The organism is Stenotrophomonas sp. STEN022 (genome assembly GCF_056760155.1).
The window spans coordinates 1-4,665 of the sequence record NZ_JBRREG010000168.1; the positions used below are offsets into that span (position 1 = coordinate 1).

The 4,665-nt window shown below is 65.7% G+C and carries 5 protein-coding genes; 2 read left to right on the forward strand and 3 right to left on the reverse strand.

What is annotated here, in order from left to right; genetic code table 11:
* Positions 1 to 169: 169 nt before the first annotated feature.
* The 3 genes from mutM to ACVOMF_RS20505 form a co-directional block, all read right to left on the reverse strand.
* On the reverse strand, positions 170 to 982 hold the full coding sequence (mutM, locus tag ACVOMF_RS20495; protein WP_481510911.1) for a bifunctional DNA-formamidopyrimidine glycosylase/DNA-(apurinic or apyrimidinic site) lyase: 813 nt from the start codon (positions 980 to 982) through the stop codon (positions 170 to 172).
* A gap of 157 nt (positions 983 to 1,139) precedes the next feature.
* Positions 1,140 to 1,469: an EF-hand domain-containing protein gene (locus tag ACVOMF_RS20500; protein WP_481510912.1), complete on the reverse strand. Its 330-nt coding sequence runs from the start codon at positions 1,467 to 1,469 to the stop codon at positions 1,140 to 1,142.
* Positions 1,466 to 2,668, reverse strand: coding sequence for a DesA family fatty acid desaturase (locus tag ACVOMF_RS20505; RefSeq protein ID WP_481510913.1), 1,203 nt, complete (start codon positions 2,666 to 2,668; stop codon positions 1,466 to 1,468). Before ACVOMF_RS20505 ends, ACVOMF_RS20500 begins: the two co-directional genes overlap by 4 nt.
* 127 nt (positions 2,669 to 2,795) lie before the next feature.
* Here ACVOMF_RS20505 and ACVOMF_RS20510 point away from each other — a divergent pair, with 127 nt between their 5' ends.
* Both ACVOMF_RS20510 and ACVOMF_RS20515 read left to right on the forward strand, forming a co-directional pair.
* Complete coding sequence (locus ACVOMF_RS20510; RefSeq protein WP_481510914.1) at positions 2,796 to 3,620, forward strand: ABC transporter ATP-binding protein; 825 nt, start codon at positions 2,796 to 2,798, stop codon at positions 3,618 to 3,620.
* A gap of 130 nt (positions 3,621 to 3,750) precedes the next feature.
* Complete coding sequence (locus tag ACVOMF_RS20515) at positions 3,751 to 4,590, forward strand: acid phosphatase (RefSeq protein WP_481510915.1); 840 nt, start codon at positions 3,751 to 3,753, stop codon at positions 4,588 to 4,590.
* Positions 4,591 to 4,665 lie beyond the last annotated feature (75 nt).

The following is a 4,665-nucleotide window of genomic DNA, read 5'->3' on the forward strand; positions in this document are numbered from 1 at the left end:
CCCCCGGCCGCGCCCCGCGCGCGCCCCCCCCCCCCCCCCCCCGCCCCGCCCCCGCCCCCCCGCCGCCCCGCCCCCCCCCCGCCACCCCCCCCCGCCGCCCGCCCCCCCGCCCCCGCCCCCCCCCCCCCCCCCCCCCCCCCCCCCACTACAGGCGTTCGGCGCTCAGCGCTCAGCGCTGGCAATACCCACACCACACCGTTGCCCGCTGGCCAATGCTGGCATAGCGCAGTGCGCGCCCGCATTGCTTGCAGTTCTCGCCTTCGCGCCCGTACACCAGCAACTCCTGCTCGAAGTAGCCAGGTGCGCCATCAGGACTGATGAAGTCGCGCAAAGTAGTGCCGCCGCGGGTGATCGCATGCCCCAGGATCTCCTTCACCGCATCGGCAAGCCGCTGGTAGCGCGCCCGCGATACCTTGCCGGCTTCACGCAGGGGATTGATGCCGGCCATGAACAGACTCTCCGCCGCATAGATATTGCCGACGCCGACAACAATGCCCTGGTCCATCAGGAAGGTCTTGATCGGTGCCTTGCGTCCACGGCTGCGGTGGAACAGGTAATCGCCATCGAAGTCATCCTCCAGCGGTTCCGGACCAAGTCCAGCCAGCAGCTCGTGCGTTTCACCTGCAGGCTGCCATAACAGGCAACCAAACCGACGCGGATCGTTGAAGCGCAGCAGGCGGCCGTCTTCCAGACTGATATCCACATGGTCGTGCGCGCGCACGGGGGTGTCGCCGGGCAACACGCGCAGGCTGCCGGACATGCCCAGGTGCAACACCGCACTTCCCGCTTCGGTATCCAGCAGCAGGTATTTGGCACGGCGACGGATTGCCTCGATACGCTTGCCCGGCAGCTGCTGTTCGATCTCGGCGGGAATCGGCCAACGCAGGTCCGGCCGGCGCAGGATCACACCGTGGATGCGGCGCTCTACCAAGTGTGGTTCCAGGCCGCGCCGGGTAGTCTCTACTTCGGGTAGTTCTGGCATGCGAATCTCAAGGCAATTGTGTTTGATGGGTCTTGTGGGAACGGCGTCAGCCGTGAAACTGGTGGTGGCGAACAGCGGACCTGTATCGATTGCAATGCGCCATCGGCTTCGGTTGGATGTTTGACTTCGCGGCTTACGCCGCTCCTACAACGGTAGGTCAGCGCGGTGGCGCCATCAGCTCGCGGGCGCTGAGGTAGCCATCACTGTTGGCATCCTGGCGGGCGAAGCGGGCCAGGATCACCTGCCGCTGTTCCTCGCGAGTGATCGGCTTGCCGCGTCCGCCCGGCTGCTCATCCGGCTGCAGCACGCCATCGCCATTGCGGTCCATCTTGTCGAAGGCGTACAGCATCCACTGCAGGTACTCATCCGGGCTGACCCGGCCATCGCCATCGCTGTCCATGCGCTGCAGGTAGGCATTGGTGTCCTGCACCTGGGCGATGGCTGGCAACGGACCACAAAGCATGAAAAAAAGGGTGATCGTCTTCATGCGGCGCTGAGCGAGTAGCCTTTCAGACGTGCTGCATAAGCCTGCAATGCCGCACTGCCGCTGGCTTCGGCGTCCTGGCACCACTGCTGCAGCTGGCGCAGGCGCTCGGCAGCATCATGGCTGCGGGCTTCCAACAGCGCCGACAGGCGCGCGCGGTGCTCGACCAGCAACTGGATGCGTGGACGCTGCTGCACCCAGTTGTGCAACTGCGCGCGGCAATCGGGTTTCAGCCAGCGACCATCATTGACCAGGCCCTTGCGCATGCGCCGCGGCAACAGCTTGCGCAACTTGGCACCTGCTGCTGCAGCTTCTTCCTTCAAGGCCGGTGCGAATACATTGCGCTGGTAATCGGTCATCGCCTGGAAGCGATGCGACAACAATGCCTTCAAGGTATCGGCATCGGGCACGGCGATGTTCGGACGGATGTCCATCGTCGGTGCCACCCGCAGCACCTTGGCCAGACGCAGGAATTGCAGCAGGCGGATCACCTGCCAGCCGATGTCGAACTCCCAGCGTCGCATCGAGAAGCGCGCCGAGCTGGGAAACGCATGATGGTTGTTATGCAGTTCTTCGCCACCGATCCAGAACGCCCACGGCGTGAGGTTGGTCGAGGTATCGGCCGATTCAAAGTTGCGGTAACCCCACCAGTGGCCAAGACCGTTGACTACGCCTGCGGCCCAGAACGGAATCCACGCCATCTGGATTGCCCACAAGGCGATGCCGGGCAGGCCAAACAGCAAGGTATTGATCACGAACAGCAGGATCGGGCCGAGATTGGCATGCGGGGTATAGAGCCTGCGCTCGATCCAGTCCTCCGGCGCACCACGCCCGTACTGCTCGATGTCGCCACGCAGCGTGCGAGCTTCGCGGTACAACTCCACGCCACGCCAGAACACGGTGCGGATGCCCTTGGTAACCGGGCTGTGCGGGTCCTCCTCGGTCTCGACCTTGGCGTGGTGCTTGCGATGGATGGCCACCCACTCGCGGGTGATCATCGAGGTGGTCAGCCACACCCAGAAGCGGAAGAAGTGCGACACCAGCGGGTGGAAATCGACGCCGCGATGGGCCTGGCTGCGGTGCAGGTACAAGGTGATCGCGAAGATGGTGAGCTGGGTGAATACCAGCAGCACCGCCAGCATGCCCCACCAGCCCAGGCCAACGATGCCAGCGGTGAGGAAGTCGAGCAGGGCGTCGGACATCACGAGGTACTCCAGGCAGTCGGTGCCAGATGAAACAACTGCTACACATCATGGGGGCTGTCGGCGCAAACTTCATCAGCTGGCGGCAAGTCCGTTGGTCGAATCCTCAGCTGCCACCTACACCTGAATGTCCATTGCTCCCGTCGCCGAAGCGGCTCCCCTGATCGAACTGGACCATGCCTGCGTCATCCGTGGCCAGGTCCGCGTGCTGCACGAGCTGAACCTGCGTATCGAGCAAGGCCAGCACACCGCCATCCTTGGGCCGAACGGCTGCGGCAAGTCCTCATTCATCAAGCTGATCACCCGCGAGCTTTATCCCTTGGCGCGCGCCGACGGCCACGTGCCAGTCAAGGTGATGGGCCAGACCCGCTGGCAGGTGGATCGCCTGCGCGCACAACTGGGCATCGTCACCGGCGACCTGTCCAGCAACCTGTCCAGCATGCCCGGCCTGACCGCGGAAGAAGCGGTGATCGCAGGCTTCTTTGCCAGCTTTGTGGTGCCTGCACACCGCGACGTTACCGATGCCATGCGCCAGCGCGCTCGGCACGCGCTGGAACTGGCGCGTGCCCTGCCCTTGCTGGGCCGCAGCTATGCCGAGCTGTCTGCCGGCGAAACCCGCCGCGTGCTGATCGCCAGGGCGCTGGTCAACCAGCCCAAGGCCTTGCTGCTGGACGAACCGTCCACCGGCCTGGACCTGATCTCGCGCCAGCATCTGGTCGACAGCATGCGCAACCTTGCCCAGCAGGGCATCACCCTGGTGCTGGTCACCCACCACATCGAGGAAGTGATCCCCGAGATCAACCGCGTCGTGCTGATGAAGGGTGGCCGCATTTTTGCTGACGGCAGTCGTACCGAACTGCTGCGCTCAGGTCCGCTGTCGGAGGTGTTCGGCGGGCCGATCGAGGTGCGCGAGGATGATGGGCGGATGTCGGCCTGGGTGGGCAGTTTGTAAGTTGGCGCTTGCTTGAAAGGCAAAAGCACCCCTCCCCAGCCCTCCCCTTGCCTTCGGCAAAGGGAGGGGGCGGAGCGCGGCCATTGGTGCGATGATGCCCGCCCGCTCCCGTAACCCCCTTGTCGTCGCAATGTCATTTCCCGTTTCCCCGCTGCGCTTCGGCGCCGCCCTCGCGCTGGCCGCCGTGCTCAGCGCCTGTTCCAGCACCCCGACCCTGCCCTCCACTTCGGGCGGCGACTCCGGCAGCAAGGTCACCGGCTATCTGACCGGCAGCGCCATCCCCGACAGCCTCGCCCTGAGCCCGGCACCACCGGCGCCCGGCTCGGCATCGGCACAGCTGGATGAGGCCGTCGCCAGCCAGGCGCTGAGCATGCAAGGCAGCGCGCGCTTCGCGCAGGCACATACGGACGCCGACCTGAGCTTCCCGGCCGGTGCCGACCAGTTCAGCTGCGCGCTCGGCGTGGCGGTCACCGCCAAGACCACCCCGGTGCTGTACCGCCTGCTGGAACGCAGCCGCATCGACGCCAGCGCCGCCACCAAGGCAGCAAAAACCCACTACCAACGTCCGCGCCCGTTCATGGTCAACAACGCACCGACCTGCACGCCGGACGATGAGGAAGGCCTGCGCAAGAGTGGTTCCTACCCGTCCGGCCACACGTCGATCGGCTGGGCCTGGGGCTTGATCCTGTCGGAAATCGATCCCGACCATGCCACCGCGTTGATCGAACGCGGCCGCAACTACGGCCACAGCCGGCTGGTCTGCAACGTGCATTGGTATAGCGATGTGCAGCAGGGCCAGTTCATGGGCGCGGCCACGGTGGCGCGACTGCATGACAACCCGGCATTTGTCGCCGACCTGGCCAAGGCACGCGAAGAGCTGGTGCATGCCCGCACGCTCAAGCAGCCACTGCCGCGCGACTGCGCCGCGGAGACCGCAGCGCTGACCTCGGACATCCCCGAAGCCCGCTGAGCCTCACCTGTAGTGGGGCGGGCTGCGAGCGCCAGGTCTACCCCCGCCCCCGGATGTGTGAGCGGGGGGTGGCGC

What these genes read in the sequence shown, in the direction of transcription:
- mutM (WP_481510911.1), bottom strand. Translation starts at nt 982, where the DNA reads ATGCCAGAACTACCCGAAGTAGAGACTACCCGGCGCGGCCTGGAACCA.
- ACVOMF_RS20500 (WP_481510912.1), bottom strand. Translation starts at nt 1,469, where the DNA reads ATGAAGACGATCACCCTTTTTTTCATGCTTTGTGGTCCGTTGCCAGCC.
- ACVOMF_RS20505 (WP_481510913.1), bottom strand. Translation starts at nt 2,668, where the DNA reads ATGTCCGACGCCCTGCTCGACTTCCTCACCGCTGGCATCGTTGGCCTG.
- ACVOMF_RS20510 (WP_481510914.1), top strand. Translation starts at nt 2,796, where the DNA reads ATGTCCATTGCTCCCGTCGCCGAAGCGGCTCCCCTGATCGAACTGGAC.
- ACVOMF_RS20515 (WP_481510915.1), top strand. Translation starts at nt 3,751, where the DNA reads ATGTCATTTCCCGTTTCCCCGCTGCGCTTCGGCGCCGCCCTCGCGCTG.